At 61.8% G+C, this 26,070-nt stretch carries 23 protein-coding genes; 18 read left to right on the plus strand and 5 right to left on the minus strand.

The features are described from left to right. Positions 1–236 precede the first annotated feature (236 nt). The 4 genes from ppsA (at position 237) to AC52Q4_RS04375 (ending at position 4,951) form a co-directional block, all read left to right on the plus strand. Positions 237–2,615: a phosphoenolpyruvate synthase gene (ppsA, locus tag AC52Q4_RS04360; RefSeq protein ID WP_495535583.1), complete on the plus strand. Its 2,379-nt coding sequence runs from the start codon at positions 237–239 to the stop codon at positions 2,613–2,615. 147 nt (positions 2,616–2,762) lie between these two features. Further along, a complete protein-coding gene (locus AC52Q4_RS04365) occupies positions 2,763–3,872 on the plus strand; it encodes an AI-2E family transporter (protein WP_495535584.1) in 1,110 nt (369 codons plus the stop codon). 95 nt (positions 3,873–3,967) lie between these two features. Next, entirely contained in the window at positions 3,968–4,135 is a 168-nt protein-coding gene (locus tag AC52Q4_RS04370; RefSeq protein WP_495535585.1) for a DUF1328 family protein, read from the plus strand. Between the two features lie 240 nt (positions 4,136–4,375). Continuing rightward, on the plus strand, positions 4,376–4,951 hold the full coding sequence (locus tag AC52Q4_RS04375; RefSeq protein ID WP_495535586.1) for a PRC-barrel domain-containing protein: 576 nt from the start codon (positions 4,376–4,378) through the stop codon (positions 4,949–4,951). Positions 4,952–5,169: 218 nt separating this feature from the next. On the opposite strand, the gene AC52Q4_RS04380 is transcribed toward AC52Q4_RS04375, so the two are convergent. Continuing rightward, positions 5,170–5,769 carry a YqaA family protein gene (locus AC52Q4_RS04380; RefSeq protein WP_495535587.1) on the minus strand — a complete coding sequence of 200 codons (600 nt, stop codon included), beginning with the start codon at positions 5,767–5,769 and terminating at the stop codon, positions 5,170–5,172. A 124-nt stretch (positions 5,770–5,893) separates the two neighbouring features. Here AC52Q4_RS04380 and AC52Q4_RS04385 point away from each other — a divergent pair, with 124 nt between their 5' ends. The 10 genes from AC52Q4_RS04385 to glgX all read left to right on the plus strand — a co-directional run bounded on the left by AC52Q4_RS04385 (position 5,894) and on the right by glgX (position 18,287). Next, on the plus strand, positions 5,894–7,138 hold the full coding sequence (locus tag AC52Q4_RS04385; RefSeq protein ID WP_495535588.1) for a cation:proton antiporter: 1,245 nt from the start codon (positions 5,894–5,896) through the stop codon (positions 7,136–7,138). A gap of 311 nt (positions 7,139–7,449) precedes the next feature. Continuing rightward, positions 7,450–8,754: an ATP-grasp domain-containing protein gene (locus AC52Q4_RS04390; protein ID WP_495535589.1), complete on the plus strand. Its 1,305-nt coding sequence runs from the start codon at positions 7,450–7,452 to the stop codon at positions 8,752–8,754. A 280-nt stretch (positions 8,755–9,034) separates the two neighbouring features. Further along, entirely contained in the window at positions 9,035–9,217 is a 183-nt protein-coding gene (locus AC52Q4_RS04395; protein ID WP_495535590.1) for a hypothetical protein, read from the plus strand. Positions 9,218–9,723: 506 nt separating this feature from the next. Beyond that, positions 9,724–11,223, plus strand: coding sequence for an FAD-linked oxidase C-terminal domain-containing protein (locus AC52Q4_RS04400; RefSeq protein ID WP_495535591.1), 1,500 nt, complete (start codon positions 9,724–9,726; stop codon positions 11,221–11,223). 13 nt (positions 11,224–11,236) lie between these two features. Beyond that, positions 11,237–12,310: a glycolate oxidase subunit GlcE gene (glcE, locus tag AC52Q4_RS04405; RefSeq protein WP_495535592.1), complete on the plus strand. Its 1,074-nt coding sequence runs from the start codon at positions 11,237–11,239 to the stop codon at positions 12,308–12,310. A 14-nt stretch (positions 12,311–12,324) separates the two neighbouring features. Next, a complete protein-coding gene (glcF, locus tag AC52Q4_RS04410) occupies positions 12,325–13,563 on the plus strand; it encodes a glycolate oxidase subunit GlcF (RefSeq protein WP_495535593.1) in 1,239 nt (412 codons plus the stop codon). Beyond that, the gene (locus AC52Q4_RS04415) at positions 13,560–14,384 is read left to right on the plus strand and encodes a sulfurtransferase (RefSeq protein ID WP_495535594.1); all 825 of its coding nucleotides are present in this window, start codon (positions 13,560–13,562) and stop codon (positions 14,382–14,384) included. The genes glcF and AC52Q4_RS04415 overlap by 4 nt, the downstream gene beginning before the upstream one ends. Positions 14,385–14,578: 194 nt before the next feature. Further along, positions 14,579–15,565: an ATP synthase subunit B family protein gene (locus AC52Q4_RS04420; RefSeq protein ID WP_495535595.1), complete on the plus strand. Its 987-nt coding sequence runs from the start codon at positions 14,579–14,581 to the stop codon at positions 15,563–15,565. A gap of 46 nt (positions 15,566–15,611) precedes the next feature. Next, positions 15,612–16,085 (plus strand): discoidin domain-containing protein, encoded by a 474-nt coding sequence (locus tag AC52Q4_RS04425; protein ID WP_495535596.1) that lies wholly within the window; start codon positions 15,612–15,614, stop codon positions 16,083–16,085. 78 nt (positions 16,086–16,163) lie between these two features. Further along, the gene (glgX, locus tag AC52Q4_RS04430; protein WP_495535597.1) at positions 16,164–18,287 is read left to right on the plus strand and encodes a glycogen debranching protein GlgX; all 2,124 of its coding nucleotides are present in this window, start codon (positions 16,164–16,166) and stop codon (positions 18,285–18,287) included. Positions 18,288–18,341: 54 nt separating this feature from the next. On the opposite strand, the gene xerD is transcribed toward glgX, so the two are convergent. Next, positions 18,342–19,262 carry a site-specific tyrosine recombinase XerD gene (gene xerD, locus AC52Q4_RS04435; protein WP_495535611.1) on the minus strand — a complete coding sequence of 307 codons (921 nt, stop codon included), beginning with the start codon at positions 19,260–19,262 and terminating at the stop codon, positions 18,342–18,344. A gap of 41 nt (positions 19,263–19,303) precedes the next feature. Further along, entirely contained in the window at positions 19,304–20,077 is a 774-nt protein-coding gene (locus AC52Q4_RS04440) for a slipin family protein (RefSeq protein WP_495535598.1), read from the minus strand. Positions 20,078–20,365: 288 nt separating this feature from the next. Here AC52Q4_RS04440 and AC52Q4_RS04445 point away from each other — a divergent pair, with 288 nt between their 5' ends. After that, entirely contained in the window at positions 20,366–21,031 is a 666-nt protein-coding gene (locus AC52Q4_RS04445; RefSeq protein WP_495535599.1) for an FAD-binding oxidoreductase, read from the plus strand. 88 nt (positions 21,032–21,119) lie between these two features. Here AC52Q4_RS04445 and AC52Q4_RS04450 read toward each other — a convergent pair whose 3' ends face one another. Beyond that, complete coding sequence (locus AC52Q4_RS04450; protein ID WP_495535600.1) at positions 21,120–21,866, minus strand: glycerophosphoryl diester phosphodiesterase; 747 nt, start codon at positions 21,864–21,866, stop codon at positions 21,120–21,122. A 246-nt stretch (positions 21,867–22,112) separates the two neighbouring features. On the opposite strand from AC52Q4_RS04450, the gene AC52Q4_RS04455 reads away from it, so the two are divergent. From AC52Q4_RS04455 to AC52Q4_RS04465, 3 genes are all read left to right on the plus strand, one after another. Continuing rightward, positions 22,113–22,541, plus strand: a complete 429-nt coding sequence (locus AC52Q4_RS04455; protein ID WP_495535601.1) for an SseB family protein — start codon at positions 22,113–22,115, stop codon at positions 22,539–22,541. Positions 22,542–22,911: 370 nt separating this feature from the next. Then, positions 22,912–23,994, plus strand: a complete 1,083-nt coding sequence (gene hisC, locus AC52Q4_RS04460) for a histidinol-phosphate transaminase (RefSeq protein WP_495535602.1) — start codon at positions 22,912–22,914, stop codon at positions 23,992–23,994. Between the two features lie 22 nt (positions 23,995–24,016). Continuing rightward, the gene (locus AC52Q4_RS04465) at positions 24,017–25,342 is read left to right on the plus strand and encodes a DUF2254 domain-containing protein (RefSeq protein WP_495535603.1); all 1,326 of its coding nucleotides are present in this window, start codon (positions 24,017–24,019) and stop codon (positions 25,340–25,342) included. 124 nt (positions 25,343–25,466) lie between these two features. Here the strand turns inward: AC52Q4_RS04465 and AC52Q4_RS04470 are convergent, their stop codons facing one another. Then, positions 25,467–25,664, minus strand: coding sequence for a CsbD family protein (locus AC52Q4_RS04470; protein ID WP_495535604.1), 198 nt, complete (start codon positions 25,662–25,664; stop codon positions 25,467–25,469). Positions 25,665–26,070 lie beyond the last annotated feature (406 nt).

Below are 26,070 nucleotides of genomic sequence, written 5' to 3' on the forward strand. Positions count from 1 at the left end.
ATCTACCTGAGAAGAACTTCAACTACCCCGCACCACCGACTGATTCTTCGGAGCAACAATTCTATGAACGGAAATCTGCGCCAGAATGGTCATCGCTCACCGAGCTCCTACGGCGCAGACTCCTAGGCGAAAAGCATGGTAGCAGAGACGGGGCCGGAGCGATGCGCGCGGACATGACGGCACGCACCCGACCGAAATTGTTCCCCGCACTGCGGCAAACCAGGGAGGCAAGGACATTGCAAGAGTACGTGGTTTGGTTTCAGTCCATAGGCAAAGAGGATATCCCACGCGTGGGCGGCAAGAACGCCTCGCTCGGCGAGATGATTCGCGCGCTTGGCGACGCCGGCGTCCGGGTTCCGGGCGGTTTCGCGACGACCTCCGCCGCGTACTGGGATTTCCTGGACGGCGCGGGCCTGCGCGAGCGAATCAACAGGGAGCTCGACGGTCTCGATGTCGACGACGTGGCGGCGCTTGAGCGTTGCGGCGCGAAGATCCGCCGCATGGTGCTCGAGGCCCCTTTTCCCGAGACCCTCTCGGCGGCGATCACCGAGGCTTACCATGCGCTCGAGCGCCGAAGCGGCACCGAACCCTCCTTCGCCGTGCGATCGTCCGCCACCGCCGAGGACTTGCCCAATGCCTCCTTTGCGGGGCAGCAGGAGACACTCCTCAATATCTGCGGCCTCGACAACGTGCTGCAAAGTATCAAGGTCGTTTTCGCCTCGCTTTACAACGATCGGGCAATTGCCTACCGCGTGCACCACGGCTTCGAGCACGCCGAGGTGGCTTTATCCGCCGGCGTGCAGGAAATGGTGCGCAGCGACCGCGGCGCCTCGGGCGTGATGTTCACGATGGATACGGAGTCCGGTTTTCGCGATGTCGTGTTCATTACCTCCGCCTACGGCCTTGGCGAAACCGTGGTGCAGGGAGCCGTCAACCCGGACGAGTTCTATGTCTACAAGCCGGCGCTGGAAGCCGGGCGACCGGCAATTCTGCGCCGAAGCCTCGGCGAGAAGGCAATCAAGATGATTTACGACACTGCCGGTCAATCCGGTAAAACCGTCCGGACCGTCGAGGTGGCCGAAGCCGAGCGGCTGCGATTTTCCCTCACCGATAACGACATCGAGCATCTTGCCCGCCAGGCGCTCATCATCGAGCGGCACTACGGCCAGCCGATGGACATCGAGTGGGGCAAGGACGGCGCGTCGGGGGAGCTCTATATCCTCCAGGCCCGCCCCGAGACGGTGAAAAGCCGCGACGATGGACAGGTGCTGAAGCGCTACCACCTCAAACAACGTGGCCAGATATTGAGCTCCGGACGCGCCATCGGCCAGCGCATCGGCGCCGGTCGGTCACGTGTCATTGCCGATATAAAGCAAATGCAGCGCGTGCAGTCGGGTGACGTGCTCATCACCGATATGACCGACCCTGACTGGGAACCCGTCATGAAGCGGGCATCGGCGATCGTGACCAATCGCGGCGGACGCACCTGCCATGCGGCGATCATCGCCCGTGAGCTCGGCATCCCGGCCGTCGTCGGCACCGGCAACGCGACCGAGGCCATCCGCGACGGGCTCGAAGTCACGGTCTCCTGCGCCGAGGGCGACATCGGCAATATCTACGAAGGGCGCCAGGACTTCGAGGTGCGCGAGATCAGCCTCCAGGCCATGCCCGAGTTGCCCTTCAAGATCATGCTCAACGTCGGCAATCCGGACCGGGCATTCGATTTCGCGCAGCTTCCCAACGCCGGCGTCGGGCTGGCGCGGCTGGAGTTCATCATCAACCGGATGATCGGCATTCATCCGCGGGCGCTGCTCGAGTTCGATCGTCAGCCCGACGACATCAAGGCCGCCATTCGCAGCCAGATCGCCGGCTATGCCGATCCGGTCGCGTTTTATGTGGACCGGCTCGCCGAGGGCATTTCGATGCTGGCCGCCGCCTTCTTTCCCAAGCCGGTCATTGTTCGCACCTCGGACTTCAAGACCAATGAATACGCGAATCTGGTCGGCGGCACCCAGTACGAGCCCCACGAGGAAAATCCCATGCTCGGCTTGCGCGGCGCCGCGCGCTATGTCTCCTCGGAGTTCGCGGAATGCTTCAAGCTCGAATGCCGTGCGCTGACCAAAGTGCGTGACACGATGGGACTGACCAACGTCTGGATCATGATCCCCTTCGTACGCACGGTGAGCGAGGCCCAAGCGGTCGTGGAGTTGCTCTCGGCCAACGGCCTCAAGCAAGGCGAAAACGGCTTGAAGCTCATCATGATGTGCGAGCTGCCGTCCAATGCCCTGCTGGCGGAAGAGTTCCTGCAGCTCTTCGACGGCTTTTCCATCGGCTCCAACGACCTCACCCAGCTTACCCTGGGCCTCGACCGGGACTCCGGGTTGGTGGCCCACCTTTTCGATGAACGCGACCCCGCCGTCAAGGCGATGCTGCATATGGCTATCCAGGCGGCACGAGGTGCCGGCAAGTACATCGGCATCTGCGGTCAGGGACCCTCGGACCACCCGGATCTGGCACGCTGGCTCATGGAGGAAGGCATCGAGAGCGTCTCGCTCAACCCCGACTCCGTGGTGGAGACCTGGCTGTACCTGGCGGGTATGGACGCCTCCGGGTGAGGCGAGCGCGACTGCGCCTCGCAACGGGCGCATTGCGCTCGCAAATTCTGTCAAACACACAGGCGCCCCTGAAAGCCGGGCAGCTTCGCGCATTTCGCAACAGCCGCGCACCTCAGCAGTTGCCGCGGCTAAATTGACTGGCGAACTATGACGACAACACCTCAGCCGGAGCCGCAGGAGCCGACGGATCCCCTCGAATCGCGGGAGATCACAGGCCCGATCAACATCCGCTCGGTGGCGCTGACCGGCATCTTCTTGCTGATGGTCATGTACACGCTGTATCTGGCTGCCCCGCTTTTCATGCCGCTCACCGTTGCATTTTTGGTCAGCCTCATGTTTGCGCCGGTGATCCGCGCGCTGGGCAACATCAGGATTCCGCCACCGCTCAGCGCCGCCGTCGTGCTCATGAGCCTTATCGCCATGGGCTGCGGCGCTGTATACGGGCTCTCGGTGCCCGCTTCACAGTGGATTCAGAAGGCGCCGCAGGAACTGCGCAAGATTGACTACAAGCTCTACGGCCTGATGGGACCGATGGACAAGCTCAAGCAAGCCAAGGAAGAGATCGAGGAGGCCGTGCCGGGGAAGCGGGACACGGACGGCGGTGGCATGGCGGCGATGCGATGGAACCCGGTTCAGTGGCTGCTGACCGGCACGTGGGCGGTTGTCTACGGCTTGGGAGTGAGTGTCATATTGCTGTACTTCCTGTTGGCATCCGGGGACAGCTTTCTCAGGAAGCTCGTACGCGTGTTACCGCGCTTCGAGGACAAACGCAATGCGGTGGAGACGATCAAGCAAATTCAGCGCAGCATCGCCATCTTCCTGGGCACGATCACGGTGATCAATATCTGCCTCGGCGCCATCGCGGCAGCCGTGCTTTACGCAATCGGCATGCCCAACCCCCTGCTCTTCGGCGTCATGGTGGGACTGCTCAACTTCGCACCCTATATCGGGCCGCTCATCAGCTGCGCGATACTGCTCATTGTGGCGCTTCTCAGCTTCGATGACATTTCCCGGATTCTGCTCGCACCCGGGCTGGTGCTCGCGCTCAATGTGGTCGAGGGACAGCTCATCACGCCGACCCTGGCGGGCCAGCGCCTGGATCTCAGTCCCGTCGCGGTCTTCCTGGCGATCACCGTCTGGGGATGGATGTGGGGCGTCGTCGGCGTGCTGATCGCGGTACCCCTGGTTGCGACCGTCAAGATCGTGTGCGACCGCATCGAGCCGCTACAAGCGATCGGGGAGTTCCTGGGACGCTGATCTATCGTGCGTAACACAAGGCACGGCAGCGCTTGATTGCTTCCACGCCAACATCGAAAGCGATTTAAGGGGGCGCGGTTATTGCCGGAGGTCATATGCTGCGCTGGGCCCTGATATTTCTAGTGGTGGCGATCATTGCCGGTGTTTTCGGCTTCGGCGGCATTGCCGGCGCTGCTGCCGGAATCGCGCAAATTTTCTTCTTCGTCTTTCTAATCCTTTTGGTAGTCAGCCTCATCCTCGGTGCGATGCTCGGCCGCCGATAAGCCCCGGCACGCCGTCTCGCCTCTTCGACCCGATCCTGCGTGTTGCGAGTGCGCCGCCCGCATTCCTGTTTTTCGCGCCGTTTCCAACCCACGACCGGCGGACCCCTTTTGGCGCACCGGCAAGAGCCGGCCCTGCACGGATGGAATTCCAAGCCTCTTGGCGGGTCTAAGGAGGCGCAGACGTGACCGGCCTTTGCAAAGGCCAATTGTGCGACCAAGAAAACCTAGAAGGAGTGAAATATGATTCCACGTCATTCGCTTGACAAGATTTTACTCGCCTCCCTCCTCTGCGGCGGGCTCGCTTTTGCGGGCAATGCCATGGCCGAGCCCCAGGGACTCTACTCCGCTGATGAGCTCACCGACGCCAGTGTCTACAGCAAAAGCAAGCCGGATGAAGAAATCGGCGAAGTCGAGGACGTCTTGCTCGACGATGCCATGCGCGTGCGTGCGCTCGTAGTGGAAACGGGCGGCCTGCTCGATCTGGGCGAAAAGGCGTATGTAGTCGATGCCGGCAAGTTCACCCTCGAAACCCGCAACGGCGACGACCTCGATAACTTGGAATACATCGTCCACATCGATATGACCAAGGAGGAGCTCGCCCAGCAACCCGAGTACACCAACGACTGGTGGATCCAGACCAAGACCACCGTGCGCCGAGCCTGGCAAAGCACCAAGGAAGGCGCGGCCAGTGCGTGGGAGAGCACCAAGGCGGCGGCTTCCAATGCGCTGAGCAACATCGGCGGCGCTATGGAGGATTCGGGGGACGAGATACAAGAATCCGCCGACCCGGCAAACGGTAACATGCACAACGAATGACGCCGCGCCGTTGCGCGCGCCACGGCGGTTGGCTCGGGGTCGCGAGTGACTCCGCGACGACCCGGCTTCTGCAAGGCGCAATCTTTTGCGCAGCCGATGACGACATACCGCGGGGAGGCGCGACGCCTCCCCGCGCGACCCGCCCAATACGAAAATGCTGCAGGCGCCGGCCGGTGGTGCTCAATAGACGACGGGTACGGTGCCTAAGCGGCGGCCGGTCAACTGCCGACCAAACGGTTGACGATGAAAATCACCACCAACAGCGCGGCGAGACCCAGCCCGACACTCCATGCATGGCGCCGCCAAAGCGCCAGCGTTCGCTCACCGATCAGCCACACCAAAAGCGCCAATCCATAATAACGGATGCCGCGGGCGATGCCGGCGGCGAGCAGGAAAAGTAGCACGGGGTAACCGGCGGCGCCCGCGGCAAGCATAGCGGCTTGAAAAGGCACGGGCACGATCCCGATCATGAGCACCGCCCAAAACCCATGCTCCTGGAAGCGCTGCTGAAAGGTGGCGAGTGCCTGTTGCTCTCCCAGCAGCGACAACAGCCAACGGCCGACGCTCTCGAGGAAGAAATAGCCGACCCCGTAACCGATCATGGCGGCGATCAGGCACCCGGCGAGCGTCACGGTCGCGATTCTCCAACGGCGTCGGGGATAGGTGATCATGTAGGGAACAATCACCAATTCGATGGGAATGGGGACGATGATGGTCTCGAGAAACGAGGCGAGCCCCAACAGCCAATCGCCGTGACGCGATTCGGCGAGCCGCCGCCCCCAGCGCTGCGCGCGCTGCTCCTGCGCATTCCCTGCCATTCCTCGTACAGCTCCTCGGCGCCGGCAATAGACCGATGATATACCACTACTGGTATTTTTGGGGGACCGCGCTGGAGCCGTGCGTGTAAGGTAGGCGGCGGACAATCGAAACGAGAACCCCGCTATGAATCTCTTCGAGCTGATCGCCCTGTTGCTCGGTCTGTCCGCCACCTTCGCCTACCTCAACGCCCGGTTTCTGCATTTGCCTACGACCATTGGCGTCATGGCCATCGCGCTCGCCTTCTCTCTGGTGCTGGTGGCGGCGCAATCGCTGGGCTTTCCGGGGCTCACCGACTGGGCGGAACGCGCCGTAACGGCCGTCGAGTTCGACCGCACGCTGCTCGATGCGATGCTCTCCATGCTGCTCTTCGCCGGCGCGCTGCACGTGCGCCTGGATGAACTGGGACGGCAGTGGCGGGTCATCGGACTGCTCGCCACCGTGGGGGTGGTGGCCGGTACCACGCTGATCGGCGCGGCAATCTTTACGGTTCAGGGGGTGCTCGGCCTGGAAATCCCTCTTATTTATTGCCTGCTCTTCGCCGCGGTGATCGCGCCGACCGATCCCGTCGCCGTGCTCGGCATCGTCAAAAAACTCGGGCTAACCTCCGCGCTCCAGACCAAGATCGCCGGCGAGTCCTTGTTCAACGACGGCTTCGCGATCGTGGTATTTCTCGGTCTCCTCGGAGTCGCCTCCGGTGAGACCGACGGCCCCAGGGACGTGGCGATTCTCTTCGCCGAGGAGGTGTTCGGCGGCATCGCCCTCGGTCTCGTTCTCGGAGTGGTGGGATACGGGCTGCTGCGCTCGCTCGATGAATACGTCGTGGAGGTCCTAATTACCTTGGCGCTGGTGATCGGCGGCTACGCCCTGGCCCTGAGGTGGCATTTCTCCGGGCCACTAGCGGTGGTCGTGGCGGGGTTGCTGCTCGGCAACCATGGACGGCGCTTCGCCATGTCGGAGAAAACGCGCATTCATCTGGATACGTTCTGGGAACTGGTCGATGAAGTGCTCAACATCATACTTTTTCTAATCATCGGCCTGGAGGTTCTGGTCATCCCCTTCGACCGACAACCCGTCATGCTGGGCTTGCTGGCGATACCGCTGGTACTGCTCGCGCGCTTCCTGGCCGTCGGCGGCGTCATTTACGCCTTGTCTCCGCTACGGGATTTCGACCGCGGCATCGTCCGTATCCTGACCTGGGGCGGGCTGCGGGGTGGCATTTCCGTCGCCCTCGCACTGTCCTTGCCGAACAGCCCGGAGCGGGAGATGATCGTGACCATGACCTATATGGTCGTTGTCTTCTCGGTGCTGATCCAAGGGCTAACTCTCGCACCATTGGTGCAACGCCTGCGCGATAGCAAAGCCACCTGAGCGCCGCCACGCGACGGACGAAGGCGCACTTGCGGTCCGGATGCCGCTGACCATTGATCACTACGACCGATCATAAAAGGTGAAGGCGCCCGCCTCTCTCGTGCCGCGGTTTTGCGAGGCGCCGCGATGGCCGAGCCCGAGCCCGCTCTGCGCGCGGCGGGTTGAACAAGCCAAGCCGTCCGTGGTCATTAGATATGGATACTCAGCGCATTTCGATCCTTGGCGGCGCGGTTATCCTCGCCTAATCGCGCATCAGAACCGACTCAAGGCGGGACCCGACCGCTGCGAACCCTGCGGGGAGACAATACGGCATGACAAAGCACATTTTCGTGATCGGTCTGGACGAGCTCAACCGGGCGGAGCTCGAGACGATCCATAACGCCTCCGAATACACCTTTCACGGCTTGATCGACCACGACACTATCGTCAACCCGCCCTCCTACGATATCGAAGCGATCATGGGCGAGGCACGCCGCACGCTGAAGGCGGCGCCGGCGGTCGATGCGATCATCGGCCACTGGGATTACCCGACCACATCGCTGCTGCCCATCCTGCGTCGAGAGCACGGCCTGCCGACACCGACGCTGGAGAGCGTTCTTTATTGCGAGAGCAAGTACTGGAACCGCATCGCGAACGAGCAAGCGATCCCGCAATGCACGCCCGCGTTCCAGGGACTCGATCCCTTCAGCGACGACGCCGCCGAAACCATCACGCTGGAGTATCCGTTCTGGCTGAAACCGACGGTCTCCTTTTCCTCTTACCTGAGCTATCAGATAAACGACGAATCGGAGCTTCGCGAAGCGCTGGCGACGATCCGCGAGCGAATCCATGTCTTCGCCGAGCCGTTCGAGCACATCATGCAATATTGCGAAAACCGCTCGGCGTTGCCGGCGCAGGGTAATGGCGCCACCTGCCTCGCCGAAGAAATAATCAGCGGCGAGCTGTGTACGCTGGAAGGCTATGTTCACAACGCCGAGGTCGTCACCTACGCAATCATCGACTCGGTGCGCGGCTCCAATCAGGTCAGCTTCATGAGCTATCAATATCCCTCGACGCTGCCGCAAAACGTGCAGCGCCGGATGAAGGCCTGTGCCGAGAAAATCCTCGAACACATCGGCCTCGATCATACGCCGTTCAATATCGAGTTCTTCTGGAATCGCGAACACGACAAGATCTGGCTTCTGGAGATCAATCCGCGCATCTCCAAATCGCATTGCCCGATCTTCGAGCTGGCCACCGGGGCCTCCCATCACGAGGTAGCCATCGATATCGCGCTGCGCCGGCGGCCGAAATTTCCGCTTCCCGAGGGGGACTTCCCGATGGCCGCGAAATTCATGGCCCGCGTCTACGCCGATGCCACCGTGACGCGCGTCCCCTCGCAAGACGATATCGCCGCGCTGCAGGAACACCATCCCGAGCTCATCGTAGTGCCCTGTGTCAAGGAGGGAACGAAGCTATCCGAGCTGCGAAATCAGGATAGCTTCAGTTTCGAGATCGCGAATTTGTTCCTCGGTGGCCGCGACGAAGCGGAGCTGCATCATAAGTTTCGAGAAATCATGCGTCGGCTCGATTTCCGCTTCTCGGAGCCATTGCCGACCAACTATGACAGCGAATGAGCGGCAACGATCCGCTTCGGTCGGTTCTTTGCCTGCGTAGCCGCCGCGCGGCCCAGGCGGAGCGCAGAGAATACGTCTGCGGCCGGCCGCGCGACGCCTATTCATTCATTCTGTATATATCATATATAGATATTGCATGTTATATTCGCCCGGCCGCACGCGGCGCGCCGCTCGAAACCGCAGATGGTTGCGGCTTTGAGGGCCAGTGATCCGAGTGAGGCTGCCGAACACACCGCAGCGGGTCGGTTGACGGTGAGCTGCCCCAAAAAATCCGATATGGATGGGTGAAAGAACAATGGGAACGATGTCACCGGAATTCTGCGAATTCTGCCTCGAGAGCCAACTGTTGCACCCCTATGGCCCCAATGGCGAATACATCTGCTATCACTGCGCAATGAAGGACGAGGACACCACCATTCGTCGTTTCCTTCAGCACGAGCATGGCGAGGGCTTCGACGCATGACCCGTGGCGAGGCGACGACCGCGTGCCAAGCCACCATCCAGAAAGCTGAATCCGAGTATGCCTGCCCGGCTGCATCGATCATTCTACGGCTTACGAAAACGGATTGATTCACGCGCCCTCGATCGAGGGCAAAACGACTGGCACTATGCCGGTGTTCGGCTGGGCGGCCTGGCACCGGCATAGTGTCACGGGCCTTGTGCCGCACCGATACCTCCCCTTCCAAGACGCCCTGCCCGCTACCGCCGCTTCACCCTCGAGCGGATTCCAGCACGTCGCATCGGTGCGCCTACGCGCCGTTCTCAAGACCCGCTTCACTCATTCCCTGCGGCTCGCGAGCCCGCACGAACGACAAGCTCAGCCAATGCGCAATGAAGTCCGTACCGCTTCAACCCATACGCTCTTGGCAGGCGCGGAAGCCCAGACCTCACGGCGCCAGAAACACTCTTCAACGCGCTGAAACGGCGTGGCTTTGCTATAGTCGTCCCCTCGGCATCACTGGGGTGAACATGTCCGAACGCTCTCTCTACCGACCCGAGGATATGTGCTTCGACGTCGATGTCGAAGCGCTGATTTCCCGGTTGCGACCGTTGCTGCCGGCCGAAGGGCTGATTAGCCATGAGCAGGGCCGCCGCGCCTATGAGTGCGATGGTCTTGCCGCGTACAGGCAACTACCGTTGTTGGTAGCGAGCCCCGATACCATCGAGCAGGCGCGCGAGGTGCTCAAGGTCTGCTACGAGTATCGGGTTCCGGTGGTTGCCCGCGGCTCCGGCACCAGCCTCTCCGGCGGTGCCCTGCCTCACCCTCAGGGCGTGCTGCTCAGTCTGGCGAAGTTCAATCGTATCAAGGAGATCGATTCGCGCCGGCGAATTGCCCGAGTCGAACCGGGAGTGCGCAACCTGGCAATCTCCGAAGCTGCCGCCCCGTTCGGGCTCTACTACGCGCCGGATCCGTCCTCGCAGATCGCCTGCAGCATCGGCGGCAACATCGCCGAGAACGCCGGTGGCGTGCACTGTCTGAAATACGGGCTGACCGTTCATAATGTTTTGCAGGTCACATTGCTGACGATGGAAGGTGAGCAGCTGACGCTGGGCTCCCTCGCTCCGGAAAGCCCCGGTTACGATCTGCTCGCGTTAATCGCCGGCTCCGAGGGGATGCTGGGAGTGATCGTGGAAATCACGGTGCAGCTTCTGCCGAGACCCCTTACCAAGCAGGTGATGATGGCGTCTTTCCCGACGGTGGAGGCTGGCGGTCACGCCGTCGCCGCGATCATTGCCGGCGGCGTGATCCCCGCCGGCCTGGAAATGATGGACGGTCCCGCCATTCAAGCGGCCGAGGAGTTCATTCAGGCGGGCTACGACACGGAAGCGGCGGCGATGCTGATCTGCGAGCTCGACGGCGGCGAGGCCGAGGTCGCCGAGCAGATGGAGAAAGTGACCCGCATTCTTCGCGAGCATGGGGCCGAGCGGCTTCGTGTCGCCCGCGATGAGGCCGAGCGGGCACAGTTCTGGGCCGGGCGCAAGGCGGCCTTCCCGGCGGTGGGCCGGCTGGCGCCGGACTACTACTGCATGGACGGCACCATTCCGCGCAAGCACCTCGCAGAGGTCCTCAAGCGCATCGCCGAGCTCTCCGCGGCCCAGGGCCTGCGCACGGTCAACGTCTTTCATGCCGGTGACGGCAATCTGCATCCGCTCATCCTCTTCGACGCCAACCGCCCGGGCGAGCTCGAGCGTGCCGAAGCCCTCGGCGCCCAGATTCTCGAGCTGTGCGTCGAAGTCGGCGGCACCATTACCGGCGAGCACGGCGTCGGCATGGAAAAGATCGATCAGATGTGCGTACAGTTTCGATCCGAGGAGCTTGCGCAATTTTATGCCGTAAAGGCAGCGTTTGACCCTAAAGGCCTTTTGAATCCAGGCAAAGCGATACCCACACTCAATCGATGTGCCGAATTCGGTCGACTGCACGTACACCATGGCGAACTTCCGCACCCGGAAATCGAACGCTTCTGAAACGAGCCTCCTGATGGACAAATCCTCCGATCTGACCGGCGAGCTCGCCGAGCGGGTACGCCACGCCTATGCGAGCGCAATGCCGCTGGAAATCGTCGGGAATGCCACCAAACGGTTCTACGGCCGGCAACCGCACGGCGAGCCGTTGGCGATGACCGGGCACCGCGGCATCCTCAATTATGAGCCAACCGAGCTGGTAATGACGGCGCGCGGTGGCACACCGTTGACGGAGGTGACCACGCAGCTTGCGGCGTACGATCAGATGTTGGCCTTCGAGCCTCCGTGCTTCGACGGCGAGGCGACCCTCGGCGGTGCGATCGCGGCCGGTCTGGCGGGACCGCGGCGGGCGTTCAGCGGTTCGGTGCGCGATATGGTGCTCGGCATCCGCATTCTCAACGGACGTGGCCAGGTGTTGCGATTCGGCGGGCAGGTGATGAAGAATGTCGCCGGTTATGACATCTCCCGTCTCATGGTCGGTGCCCTCGGTACGCTCGGCGTGATCCTGGACGTCTCGCTCAAGCTCCTGCCGGCGCCGCCGGCCGAGCAGACGCTGATCGTGGACGAGCCCGCCGCGCGCCTCTACGAACTCACCGAGCAATGGCTGCGGGCCGGTGCGCCCGTCTCGGCGGCGGCCCACGACGGCGAGCGGATGTATGTGCGTTTATCGGGCGCGGCAAGCGCGGTGGAATGCGGCAGCCAGCACATCGGCGGGCAGGATTTCGGCCCGCCGGATCGATTCTGGCGCGATCTTCGTGACCATCGCCTCGCCTTTTTCACATGCCGCGGCGCGGCGTCGCTCTGGCGCATCGTGCTGCCCGCCGCCGCTCCGCACCCCGCTCTGCCGGGCGCTTGGATCAGTGATTGGGCGGGCCGGCAGGTCTGGCTGCGCACGGATGCGCCCCCGGCCCGCGTGCGCGGCGAAGCGCAGCGCCTCGGCGGCCATGCCACGCACTTTCGCGGCGGCGCGCGTCCCGACGATGTCTTTCAGCCGCTCGATCCGCCGCTAATGCGCCTGCACAAGCGCCTGAAAGAAGCCTTCGATCCGGGCGGAATCCTCAATCCCGGTCGCCTCTATGCACCGCTGTGACGTAACATGGGCTTATGCAGACACGACTTGCCGAGTTCATCAAGGACACTCCCGAGGGGCGGGAAGCCGATAGCATACTCCGCAAGTGCACCCACTGCGGGTTTTGCCTGGCCACCTGCCCGACCTACCAGCTGCTCGGCGACGAGCTGGACAGCCCGCGCGGTCGCATCTACCAGATCAAGCAGGTGCTGGAAGGCGAGACTCCCGGCGCAAGCGTTCAACTGCACTTGGATCGCTGTCTCACTTGTCGCGCCTGTGAGACGACCTGCCCCTCCGGCGTCCAATACGGCCGGCTGGCCGATTTGGGCCGCACGCTCGTCGAGCAGCGCGTCCCCCGCCGCCCGCATCAGCGCCTGATGCAACATGGGTTGCGGCTGGTGCTGCCCCGTCGTCGCCTGTTCGCCAGCCTGCTCGCGCTCGGCCGCACCTTCCGCGCGCTTCTGCCGCCCACGTTGAAGAAGAAAATCCGGCCACGGCGCCCGGCGCCCGCCTGGCCCGAGGCGCGCCGCCACGCCCGCAAGGCCTTATTGCTGGAGGGCTGCGTGCAGCCGGCGATGGAACCCTCGATCAATCCGCAAACAGCCCGCCTTCTGGACAGCCTGGGGATCGAGGTCGTCACCGCACCCAGGGCGGGGTGCTGCGGCGCCATCGATCAGCATCTCGGCCATCCGGAGACCGCTCGCGTGCGCATGCGGCGCAATATCGACGCCTGGTGGCCGCACATCGAGAAGGGTGCCGAGGGCATCGTGGTAAACGCCAGCGGTTGCGGTGCCCAAGTCAAGGACTATGCCTATCACCTCAGCGCCGATCCGCGTTACGCCGCCAAGGCGAGACGGGTAACCGAATTGGCGATGGATCCGGTCGAGCTTCTGGAACGCCACGCCGAGGCGCTTGTCCCGGCGGCCGGTATACCGCGGCGCATCGCTTTTCAGGCACCCTGTACGCTACAACACGCGTTAAGGCTGCCGGGGCGGGTCGAGCGGCTGCTCACGACAGTCGGCTTCGAGCTCACGCCGGTACCGGACCCTCATATCTGTTGCGGCTCGGCCGGGACCTATTCCGTGTTGCAGCCCAAGCTCGCCGCGCAGTTGCGAACGCAGAAGCTGCAGAGCCTCATGTCCGGCGAGCCACAGATGATCGCCACCGCCAACATCGGCTGCCTGGCCCATCTGGACGAGGGCGCGAGCGTGCCGGTGCGCCATTGGCTGGAACTCATCGCCGTCAAAGCAGCTGCCACGGAGGCCGTCCAATGACCGAGCGTCTGCTGCCGCTGGTGGTCGAACCCGAGCAGTTGGAGCCTCGTTTGGCCGATCCCCGGCTGTTGCTGATTGAGGTAACCTCGCCGCAGAGCCTGACGAGCGGTTGCATCCCGGGCGCGATTCGCCTCGATTACTCCGCGCTGGTCAGCGGCAAGCCGCCCGCCACGGGCTTGCTGCCGGACGAGGCGCATCTCACAGAGCTTTTCTCGTCGCTGGGCCTGACCGAAGACAGCCATGTCGTTGCCTACGACGAGGAGCGCAACGCTCGGGCAAGCCGCCTGCTCTGGACGCTCGAGGCGATCGGGCACTTCAATTACTCATTGTTGAACGGCGGATTGCGCGCCTGGCAGGAGGAGCAGCGACCTTTGGAATCCGCGCCGCGCACGCCGGTTCGGTCGCCCTATCGGGCGAAGCTGCGCAACCCGGCCGCACGGGCCGACCGGAATCACATCCTCCGCCACCTTGACGATGATCACACGCTCGTGCTGGACGTTCGCTCGCCGCGCGAATACCTCGGCGAGGACGTGCGGGCGGCACGCGGCGGCCATATCCCCGGGGCGGTGAATCTCGAGTGGACCCGGCTCATCGATCCGGAGAGGCCACCGCGGTTGCGCTCGCCCGGCGCACTGCGCGAGTTGCTCGGCGCCCATGGCATCACCCCCGACAAGGCGATCGTCACGCACTGCCACTCACACCAGCGCTCCGCACATACCTACCTGGTCCTCAAGTCACTCGGTTATCCCGACGTGCGCGCTTACGACGGCTCCTGGTCGGAGTGGGGCAACGACGCCGATTTACCAGTCGAGACGAATTAAAGCGCACTGGCCGCATGCGCCCCAGGCGCGCGCCGCCGCAAGAGCACCGTCCCTCGCTGCTCGCCTGGCAAATAAATCGGGCAATCCTGCCGGAAATATTATTCCCGCCTCCGGGAGTCATCTTTGAAATCGCCAGTCTAACTAGCGTGAAACGCATTGCGCCTTGAAACGTTTCCCGCATGAGAGGTTCAGAAATGGCGAATCAAAACGAAACGGCACTCCTATACAACACACCGCCGATACGCCGCATCTCCTGGCGCAGCATCTTCGCGGGGGTTGTCGTAGCGCTGGTTCTGCAACTGACGCTCAATCTGCTAGGACTTTCGGTGGGCGCTGGGGTGATCGACCCCGCGAGCGAGCAGGACCCCCTCAGCGGTATCGGAATAGGCGGCGGCATCTGGCTGGTGATCTCCGGTGTCATCGCTTTATTCGCTGGCGGCTGGACAGCCGGCCATCTCGCCAACATGCCCAAAGCCATGGACGGGATTCTCCATGGCATCGTCGCATGGGGACTGATCACACTGCTTTCTTTTTATCTGATGACTTCCGCCGTCGGCAACCTGCTCAGCGGTGCCGCCAATGTCGTCGGCCAAGGGATGGCGTCGCTTGGCGAAGGGATGGTGGCCGCGGCCCCCGAAGTCAAACAAGCCGCACAACAAGCGCTTGACGAACAAAACCTCAGCCTGCGATCAATCCGCCAGGAAGCCCGAGAGCTATTGCAGCAGACGGGCAGCGCCGAGCAAATCAAGGACGAAGCGCAGCAGGCCACGCAGAGTGCACGACGCGCGGCCCGGGATGTCGCCGTCTCGCCGGGCGATGCACAACGGGACCTCAATGAGGCGATCGATAAAATCATTCAATCGATCAAACAAGGCGCCCAAGCGATCGACACGCAGGACTTGGCAAACGTCATCGCGGCGCGCACGGACAAGAGCCCCGAGGCAGCTGAGAGAATCGCCCAGCGCTGGATCCAACAAGCCCAACAGGCGATCGATCAGGCCCAGCAGGCGGCCGATCAAGCCCAACAAGCTGCCGCGCAGGCAAGCGAGAAGGCCGCCGCCACGATTTCCGCTGCTGCATTATGGGCGTTCGTCGCCTTGGTGCTCGGTGGTATCGCCGCAGGGGTCGGCGGCATGGTGGGAAGTCCCCGCCGGCCCCGGGGCGCGGTGGCCCAGCGCTGAACAATCCTCACCATTTGGTCACCGGCTAATCGCCGCAATCGAGCCAATGCGAAAACGGATCATCACGCAAAGCGCGCCACCGAGCCCTACGGACAATCGAGCCAAGTGGTTGAACGTAGAGCATTTCGCGCGGGTCGAAATCAGCTCAGAAGACTCGGCGTATCCCATCGAGGCGGCGTTTCGACCGGACATGGAAAGTGGCTGGCGCGCCGCCGAATCCGGAGAGCAGGTCATTCGCCTGCTGTTCGATGAGCCGCTGAGAATCAAGCGTATCCGCATCGTTGTCCACGAGACCGAGATTCCACGGATACAGGAGTTCGTTTTACGCTGGTCCCCCGATGGACAAAATTTCCGTGAACTCGTGCGTCAGCAGTATACGTTCAGTCCGCCGCATACCAGCGAGGAAGTCGAAGATTTTCGCGTGGATCTCACGGGGGTAAGCGCTCTTGAGCTACGAATCGTGCCCGACATCAGCGGAGGCAGCGCCCGCGCGTCGCTCGCCGAGTTGCGCCTGGGTTAAGTGCTTGGGAGCCGATCGGAGAACGGCCTTGCAGAAACAGCCAAATCATCCCTTGACCAACCTGTCTGGCGGCCAACCATGAGCAACAACCATACTGGCCGCCGGGTGCTCGGCGGGCTCCCGGCGCCGTTGGGTGCCACCTGGGATGGCGAGGGCACGAACTTCGCCCTGTTTTCCGTGCACGCCGAAAAGGTTGAGCTTTGCCTTTTCCATCCCACCGAACACCACGAGGTCGAGCGTATCGAGCTGCCGGAGTATACCAACGAGGTCTGGCACGGCTACCTGCCGGAAGTCGGCCCCGGCACGCTCTACGGTTATCGAGTTCACGGACCCTACGACCCGGAGAACGGGCACCGGTTCAATCCCCACAAGCTCCTGCTCGACCCTTACGCCAAGGCGTTCGCCGGGGAGCTGCGCTGGTCGGAGGCGCACTACGGCTACCGGCTCGACTCGGATGAGCGGGATTTGTCGTACGACGAGCGAGACAGCGCTGAAGGCATGCCCAAATGCGAAGTCATCGATCCGAGCTTCGACTGGACCGGCGATGAACGCCCTCACGTGGCCTGGGAACGGACGATCTTCTATGAAACCCATGTGCGCGGCTACACGATGCGCCACCCCGCGGTGCCGCCGGAGCTTCAAGGCAACTTCAAAGGACTCGGACAAAAGGCGGTGGTCGACTATATCAAGAGCCTTGGCGTCACCTCCGTCGAGCTTTTACCCATTCATGCTTTCGTTCAGGATCAGCCGCTGCTCGATAGGGGGCTGAAAAATTACTGGGGTTACAACTCGATCGGCTTTTTCGCCCTGGAGCCGCGTTATCTCGGCCCGGGAGGAGTGAACTCGTTCAAGGAAATGGTCATGCGCTTGCACGAGGCGGGCCTAGAGGTAATTCTCGACGTGGTCTACAACCACACCGCGGAAGGCAACGAGCTCGGACCTACCCTGTGCTTCAAAGGCATCGACAACGCCTCCTATTACCGGCTCATGCCCGAGCAGCGACGCTATTACATCAACGACACCGGCACCGGCAACACCGTCAACACCAGCCATCCGCGCGTGCTGCAGATGGTGATGGACTCACTGCGCTATTGGGTTCTGGAGATGCATGTCGACGGCTTTCGTTTCGATCTCGGCACCATCCTCGGCCGCGAGAAGGACGGATTCAATCCGCGCGGCGGTTTCTTCGACGCCATGGGGCAGGACCCGGTGCTGGCGCACGTGAAGCTCATCGGCGAACCCTGGGATATCGGGCCCGGCGGCTACCAGCTCGGGCGTTTCCCCCCGGGGTGGGCGGAATGGAACGGCAAATACCGCGACACGTTACGTGGCTATTGGAAAGGCGACGAAGGACTGATTCGAGACTTCGCCGCGCGGGTCACCGGCTCCGGTGACCTCTACGACTGGCACGGCCGGCGGCCCTGGTCGAGCGTCAACTTCATCACCGCACACGATGGCTTCACCCTGAATGATCTTGTCTCCTACAACGAAAAGCACAACGAGGCCAACGGCGAGGATAACCAGGACGGCAGCAACGACAACTTAAGCTGGAATTGCGGTGTCGAAGGGCCGAGCGACGACCCGGAGGTCAGAACGTTACGCGAGCGCCAGAAACGCAACCTGATGACGACGCTATTGCTCTCGCACGGCACGCCGATGATCCTCGCGGGTGACGAGTTCGGCCAGACGCAAAACGGCAACAACAATGTATATTGCCAGGACAATGAGCTCAGCTGGACGAACTGGGATGACATCGATCCCGCCGATCAGGCGCTCACGGAATTCGTCCGCCAGACGATCGAGCTGCGCCAGAACCAGCCGCTGCTTCACCGGTATAGTTTTCGCGACGGCATGAAGATCCACTGGATCAGCCCCTCAGGGAACGATCACAGCGATGAGGCGTGGCAGGACGCCGGTAGCCGGTGCATCGGTTTACTGCTCGAGCGCGGCGAGGAGCGGGCATACATAAGCGATCGAGGTGAACGCATCCTGCTCGCGATATTCAACGCGCATCCGGACACGGTAGCCTTCAAGCTCCCCGAGCTCGAAGGTGATTTCGTTTGGCAACGCCTGCTGGATACCCACGAGGGCACCTGCGACGCCGAAGGCCTGACTCACGCGCGAGGTGAGACGGTCGAGATCCCCGGACGCTCGACGCAGCTCTTCGGCCCGTCGGACAACCCGACACCGCCCGAGGCATGACGCGCCGCGCCGTCATCGCGCCGCCGCTACCGCGGCAACAACACCGGCTCGAGCTCATCCGCGGGGATGATGCCGGGCATGCAACTCGTGTAAGCGATGACGGGCAACATGCGTATAGATCTGCGTGGTAGCCAAATCGCTGTGACCGAGTAGCAGCTGCACGACCCTGAGATCCGCGCCGTGATTCAACAGATGGGTGGCGAAGGAGTGGCGCAGCGTATGCGGCGAGAGCGGCTTGGCAATTCCGGCGATTCGAGCGTAATGCTTGATGCGGTACCAGAACGCCTGGCGTGTCATGGCCCTGCCCCGGCGGGTGACGAACAGCGCCGAGACGGTGCTTTGGGTGAGCAGCGCGGCACGCGCACCCCGCAAATAGTCCTCGAGCCAAGCCTGGGCCTCATCACCGATGGGCACGAGGCGCTCCTTATTGGCCTTGCCGATGGTCCGCAGCACGCCCTGGCGCAGATTCACCTGCCCGAGGCACAGCCCGACCAGCTCGGAGACGCGCAACCCCGTTGCATAGAGCACCTCGAGCATGGTGCGATCACGAAAGCCGATCACATCCTGACAATCCGGTGCGGCGAGCAGCGTCTCGACCTCCTGTTCGCTAAGCGTCCCGGGCAACGGCCGGTCGAGCCGGGGGGAGTCCACCTGCGCACTCGGGTCCTCCGTCAGGCACCCCTCACGCAGTTGCAGGCGATAGAAACCGCGTAAGCTGCAGAGCAGTCGCGCGGTGGTCCGGCGTTTCGCTCCCGCGCGGACGCGCTCGGCCAGATAGTCTCTGAGACATTGGCGGTCCGCCTCCAGCAACGTCCTACCGTGCCCACCCAGCCACCGCGCATAGGCCACGAGATCGCCGCGATAGGCGTCGAGCGTATGGTCCGAGAGCCCGCGCTCCATCCAGAGCGTATCGAGGAACCGCCCGATCAGCGCCACCTCGCGCGCGCTCACGCCCCTTTCCTCCCGCCCGGCCATGTCCTCGGGAAGGCTAGAGCCTCGCCCCACCGTTTGAACTCCTACGCTGCCGGCTCGGCCGGTCGCTCGTGCGGCGCCTCCTTGCCGCCGAGAATATGGAAGATCTCCAAGGGCAATGGGATCACTACGCTCTTGCTCTGCCCGGAAATATCAGCCAGCGTCTGCAGATAGCGCAGCTGCAGCGCCTCGGGCTGGGTGGCGATGCGCTTGGCCGCTTCCACGAGCTGTCTCGCTGCCTCGTACTCGCCCTCAGCGTGGATGACCTTGGCCCGGCGTTCCCGCTCGGCCTCGGCCTGGCGGGCGATGGCACGGACCATGGACTCGTCGAGGTCGACGTGCTTGATCTCGACGTTGGCGACCTTGATCCCCCAAGCCTCCGTGCGCTCGTCAAGGATGGACTGGATATTGTCATTGAGCTTCTCGCGCGCGGAGAGCATCTCGTCGAGATCGTGCTGGCCGAGCACGGAACGCAGAGTGGTCTGAGCCAGCTGGTTGGTGGCCATGAAATAATTCTCTACCTGTATGACCACCCGTTCCGGATCGACGACTCGGAAGTAGAGGACGGCGTTGACCTTCACGGACACATTATCCTTGGAAATCACGTCTTGGCTCGGCACGTCCATGGTAATCAGCCGCAGGTCGATCTTGACCGACTGCTGAATGAGGGGGACCACCAGGCGCAGACCGGGCCCCTTGACCTTCCAGAATCGACCGAGCAGAAAGACGACGCCGCGCTCGTACTCGCGGAACACCCGGAAAGAGGCGATGATGAGCGCGATCACGACGCCGATGACGACAATTAACGGTATGGCCATACCGCCCTCCCTGCCTTGTTCTTGTGAGCAACCCATACGGGAAGCGTTGCCGGGACGTGCCTCGCTCCCCCATTGGTAAGCATAGCTGCCATCGATCTGATGGGAAACGCGCATCCCCCGCGTCGCCGGTGCTGGCCCTGGCGCCATTCGGCGGAGCCGGCCGGCCTCGAGGGTACGACCGCGGAAACATTATCGGCTATCCTGCCGGCAGGCGTTGGGTATCGACGCCTCGCCGGCGCCGATCAGTTATACTTTTTTGTTTTGCTTACGAAACCCGAGGAGATGATCATGGCGTATACCGTTACCCTGCTGCGCAGCGGCTGTGTCACTCATGACGTGCTGCGCCTGACCACAACCCGGCCCGAAGAGTTCGATTTCGAGCCCGGCCAAGGGGTGCGGCTCATGCTGACCAAAGCCGGCTGGGAAAAGAAGGGGCGGCCTTTTACCCCGACGTCGTTGCGGGAAGACGGTGTCCTCGAGTTCACGATCAAAATTTACGACGATCACGACGGCGTAACGCGCCAGATACGCTCTCTGCAGCCCGGCGATACGCTGCAGATCAGCAACCCTTTCGGGACCATCACCTACCAGGGCCCGGGCGTTTTCATCGCCGGTGGCGCCGGCATCACGCCTTTTCTCGCACATTTGAGGACGCTGGCCCGTGACGACAGGCTCGCCGGGCACAAGCTGCTCTTTTCCAACCGCACGCCCGACGATGTCATAGAAGAGCACGAGCTACGCTACTATCTGGGCGATCAGTGCGTTCTGACCTGCACCCGCGAGAACAAATCCGGTTACCTGGACCGGCGGATCGATCGGGATTTCCTGGTCGAGCACATCACGGATTTCAATCAGCACTTCTATGTCTGCGGCCCCCGGCCGTTCACGCGCGAAATCAGTGATGCGCTGCAGACGCTGGGGGCAACGCCTGAAAAGCTCGTATCCGAGAAATGACCCCGAGGCTCACGCCAGACGCAGGGCTCGGACGCCCCGGCGAAGCGCCATCCGACGGCGCGGCGCGGCGCGGTCCAATTCCGCGCCGCTACCGCAAGCGCCCGCGATAGCCACCGGGCAGGAAACCATCGGGACGATCGGTAAACACGCCGTCAACGCCCCACTTCCAGCACGGCGAGAACGCCCTTGGCACGTTGACGGTGTAGCAGTAAAGCTCCAGGCCGCTCGCCTTGACAGCGTTTGCGGCGCGTTCGCTCAGATAGCGCCAGTCGCAGTGCACGCTTACCGCTCCCAAGCCGGTTGTCTGTTGGCGCCAATCCCGAGGCAGCCGCGACCAGAGACAGCCGACAAGAAGCCGTGGCGCACGCGCCCGCGTGGCCTCCAAAACGCTCGGCTCGAACGAGGAGACCAAAACGCGGTCCCTTGGCATCGCGACTGCGCTCAACGCGCGGTGCACGGCATCCACGAGGCGAGCCGCCGGGACATCGCTGGCGGCCTTGAGCTCGAGGTTCACGCCCAGGTCCAGACCACGGATCAGCAACAGCGCATCGGTGAGCAGCGGAATGCGCTCACCAGCGAACGCCTCGCCATACCAGCGGCCGGCATCGAGCCGGCCAATGCTCACCCGATCGTAGCCGGAAAGCGCTCCCGCCCCGTCGCTGCACCGGTCCACCGTCGCGTCGTGATGCACCACCGCCGTCCCGTCGCCCAGAAGCCGCACATCGATCTCGACCCAAAGCGTACCCACATCGGCCGCGGCCCGGATCGCGGCCAGGGTATTTTCCGGCGCCAGGCCCGCCGCCCCCCGATGTCCGATGACGCGTGCCGCGATCATTCACAACCCCCACGCTGCCGCACGGCCGCGACGCTCGAATTGCCACGACCGATCCCCGGCCTGCCGGCGCACTCTGGCTCCTATAGGTCTGGCTGCCTGTAAGCGTACGCGAGCCGAACCGGGGACGAGCACATCGCCATTTTTCCGCTGCTTCACGACGCCCGAACCGCAAGTCGGATTGTATTTTGTCCTCTCCGACGGATATGAGACGCTATATGTGCGATATCTCAATGCGGAGCCTTAATCATGTCCGAACAGAATCCCCCCGCGGTCGCCGAACTGGAGCCGAGCACTGATCTGGAAAAAGCCTTGGTGGCCGCCCAGGATGGCGAATCCTCCACCGCCGAGTTCCTGCATCGCTTGGTCGACTCGGATGTTTTCATTCTGCTGAGTCAGCAAAAACAGGATGAAGAGGATGATTCAAACATCCAGCCTCTCGTCCTCGAAGGCCCCGACAAGACCCCGATGCTTGCGATGTTCACCCTATCCGAGCGCAGTTCGCCCCTGACCAAGGAATTCCCCGACTACACCCATCCCTACGAGGTGGAATTCAGCTGGATCGTTGCCAACGCCTCCGAGGGAATGGGCTTGGTAATCAATCCGGGGTGGTCCTATGCGGCTAGCCTTCCGCCCGAAGCCCTCGCGCAGCTACGCAACAAGAATGCGCAAACGTGATGCGCTTTGCGTGTCACGTGCTCGCCTGCGGTGTACGGCCGAGCAAGGTCGTCGATAAAGTATAATGCCACTCCGGAAGGCGCGAGCCATCCGGTGGGCGAAGATGCGCCATTGCGCGGCTTCATGCGCACCCCCATGGCCGTGCCCGCACGACCCGGGAGACGTTGACTTGCCGAGTCTCCGCGGTTGAAAGCCAGACGCGCCGGGGGCCACCTTGCAAGCACAGCGCGCATCTCGCCCTCTCCTTCGGCATCTGTTCGATCGCTTGCAACGCGCTTTCAGCGCTTGAGTATCAGCAGTGCCTTTCGCTGCCAGAGTCGCCGTTACGAATCCGACGCACGGCTCTGCCGAGCGCTTGAGATCAAGGAATATGAATTACGAACGCGATTGCATTCGCCGGTTGGACGGTTACATGCCAGGCGAGCAGCCGGACTTTCCACGCGCGATCAAGCTCAACACCAATGAGAATCCTTATCCGCCACCGGCACCCGTGCTTGCAGCGCTGCAGGAGATCACCGGAGAACACCTGCGTCGTTATCCGCCTCCCACGAGCACCAGCTTGCGGGAAGCCGCCGCCGCGCTGCACGCAGTACGCGCGCGCAATATCGTGACGACCAACGGTGGGGATGAGTTGCTGCGTCTCGCTATTACCACCTTCGTCGAGCCCGGCAAGCCAATCGGCATCGCCGATCCGAGCTACAGCCTTTATCCCGTGCTTGCCGCCATCAACGACTCACCCATCGTGCGTGTCTCGCTCGATGATGCCTGGCGGCTACCCGATGGTTTCGCCGCGCAGTTGAACCGCGCGGGGGTGGCGCTTACTTTTCTGGTCAATCCGCACGCCCCGTCGGGCACGTTACTCGACGTCGGGACGATTGCCGACGTCGCGCAGGCGCTCGACGGCGTGCTGCTCGTCGATGAGGCCTACGTGGATTTCGTCGATCCGAGGCACAATCACGACGTGACCGCGCTGGTCCACGAGCACGACAATCTGCTCCTGCTTCGCACCTTCAGCAAAGGCTATTCGCTAGCTGGCCTGCGTCTTGGATACGGCGTCGGCCCAACCGGCCTGATCGACCCGATCGCCACCAAGACCCGTGACAGCTACAGCGTGGACGCCATCGCACATCGGCTCGGTATCGCCGCCCTCGCCCACCGTGACGACGCGGCACACAGCTGGGAGGCGGTGCGTGGCGAGCGGGTGCGCTTGTCGGCCACACTCGCCGCGTTAGGGCTCGAGTGCGCCCCGAGCGAGTCCAATTTCCTCCTCGCCCACGTTCCGGATGCACTCGGTAGCGGCGCCCGGGCGCTCTACCAAGCCCTCAAGGCTCGGGAGATCTTCGTACGTCATTTCGACCACCCCCGGCTCGAAAATCGCTTACGCATTACCGTCGGCACGCCACCGGAAAATGAAGCCTTGCTGGATGCCTTACACGATCTACTCGGCCGCTGAGCCATAGCCCTGCCGACCGACCATGACCAAGTTATACAGAATAATCGTTACGCTTTACGTCCGCGGAACCAACAGCATCGCCTTCTTACCAGCTATCATTGCGATCTCCTTCTTCATTTTCTCGCTCTCCATTTTATTCTTCGACAGAGCTGGCTACGGAGAACACATCAAGGAACTGATACCCCGCATTATTGCTCATGAAACCGAGAGTGCGAGACAGCTCTTAAGCACACTGACCGGTGGAATCATAAGCTTGACTGTATTCAGCTTTTCGATGGTCATGATCGTAATAAACCAAGCCTCCTCCAGCTTCTCGCCTCGAGTCATTCCAGGACTGCTAAGCAAGAAACCTCATCAAATCGTTCTTGGCTTCTATATAGGAACCATCATCTATACGACCGTTCTTCTAGGGTCACTAGGAGGTGAAAATACCAGCCCGGAAGTCTTGGGGCTTGCTGTTTTATTCAGTATTTTTTTTGCAATCACCTGCCTTGTTTTATTCATTTATTTTATCCATTCAATATCGAAGGCCATCCAGGTCGATAATATCATTAAAGCAATTTTCACCACGACGTTGCGGCAAATCAAAAAAAACAACTGTGTCAACAATGACCATGAGTATTCGATATCGGATACTGCTCAATGGCATGTGATCACCAGCAGCTCCGAAGGTTATTTGCAAAGTATAAACTACGCGTTTTTGACTCGCTTGGCACGTGATAACGATATCATCATCGAGCTCTTGGTGCCCAAGGGGGTATTTCTTCTCAGGAATTATCCATTGTGCAAGACGAATCGAGACATTTCGAATAACAAAACGTTGAGGACAACGCTACTGGATTGTTTTTTTACCTACACGGACGAGTATATCGAGGAAAACTACATCTATGGCTTCAAGCAGATCTCGGAAATCGCCGTAAAGGCGTTGAGCCCGGGCATCAACGACCCGGGGACCGCACTCCATGCAATCGACCTTTTGACGATCCTGTATCTGAATAAAATGGAGATGCATGAAAATCAATTCATAGCCGATGCGGACGGACAACTACGCATAATCAATAAACTGATTTCTTTCGACGAACTCCTCTACCGGTATCTGTCACCGATCAGGGAATACGGCAAAAGCGACGTGTTTGTTGTTGCCCGCCTGTTAGAATGCCTCAAGCGGCTGCTTTATGCCGATATTCATGGAAAATATACCGCCAGCTTGACCCACCACGCAAAAATCATCCTCGATGATACGACCGAAACATTGATGAACCCATTCGACCGGTCGAAGATCAACGAGAGCATCGCGGATATAAACTCCCTTGCGATCGGCCGGTCCTCGCTCCCGTACTTGTCATGATTGTGCATTCGACTCCAGGTATCAATAGCTCACTCAGCGCTCGTCCAAAAAAGGGCAGCCCACCGCTTGAATCGGCCGCAACGTGCCTCATTTCATGCGGTGGGCTATTTCTCGCCTTACGAATTCAGACTTGGCGCTCGAAATCCGTTACTTGACGGTCCGCCTCTTCCTTGCTGATTCCGTATTTTTCCTGGAGCTTGCCGACCAAGACCTCGCGATGGCCGTCGATCTGATCGAGTTCGTCACCGGTCAGCTTACCCCACTGTACCTGGGCCTTCCCTTTGAATTGTTGCCAATTTCCCTTGATTTGATCCCAGTTCATAATGGAACTCTCCTCTCGTTCTTCCTGTTCCCGTAAAAATGGACATCGCCTCCCGGCAATGGTTCCCGAGTCATGACGGACTCGATTCGTGCGCGGGGCGTCGTCTCTGCGACGCGTTTCCCAATGATAGCGAGCCGGTTTGCGATACGTCGCCGAACCGTGCCCTCGTTCCAGCGTTGCGAAAAGCCGCGATGCACGCCGCACCCCAGGCTCATCAAGCGCCGCGAGCCATTGCTCATGCTAGAAGAAGCGCCAGAGTCCGGGCGTTTTTGCAGATCTCGGGGTGGCGACGGTCGACGACCGGCCGGCGCCGATGGTCGGCATCGTTATTTGTACCGCTTGACCTGCTGCGGTTGGCGCACAAACTAAGTGAAGACGCTCAGCAGTCGGCAACACTGGAACGGAA

The organism is Nitrococcus sp., from assembly GCF_059432795.1.